Raw genomic sequence first — 515 nt, 5'->3', positions numbered from 1 at the left:
CGGGCTCTTGCGGGTGCGCTTCCGGCGGTCAGCCCGGTATGTCCGCGCACCCCACCGCATTTCGATTCTCCGTCCGGCGCTATCGTACGAATCCAGTCTTTTGTCGGGCGCGGCCCCGGGGCTGCCCATCAAAAAGGTCGTGAACTCGCGCCGGCGATGCGTCGAGGCGCGGGCCCTCCCGGCGGGAGTCGGTTGTCGCCGGCTGCTAGAGGACGGTCCCCTCGGACCTGCACCCGATCTCCCAGACCCAGCAGGCGAGCTCGCGCGCCACGGCGGCGTTGGCCTTGCACGCGCTCTTGCCCGCCGCGGCCAGCGCCTCGCGGCGGCGGTGGAGCCTGGCGGTGCAGTCGTCCGCCCTAGAGCGTATCGCCGGGGGCACGTCGGTGCCGGGGGCTGGGGCCTTGGGCCTCGGGGAGCACGTGGAGTAGTGCCATGCGGACTCTATGAGCGCCGTGCGCGCGAGCGCGTTGCCGGCCTTGGTTATCCCGCCGCGCCGCTCGGACTCGCCGCTCGAG

At 72.6% G+C, this 515-nt stretch carries 1 protein-coding gene; it reads right to left on the bottom strand.

The features are described from left to right. Positions 1–205: 205 nt before the first annotated feature. Positions 206–515 (bottom strand): transposase (locus tag GPK39_RS09725; RefSeq protein ID WP_215673878.1); only part of this gene is annotated, 310 nt, incomplete at its 5' end.

Origin of the sequence: Collinsella aerofaciens, from assembly GCF_018785245.1 — a bacterium.
GTDB classification, from domain to species: domain Bacteria; phylum Actinomycetota; class Coriobacteriia; order Coriobacteriales; family Coriobacteriaceae; genus Collinsella; species Collinsella aerofaciens_AD.
The sequence above is the reverse complement of the archived record's forward strand: the minus strand, read 5'-3'. Positions and strand labels throughout refer to the sequence as shown.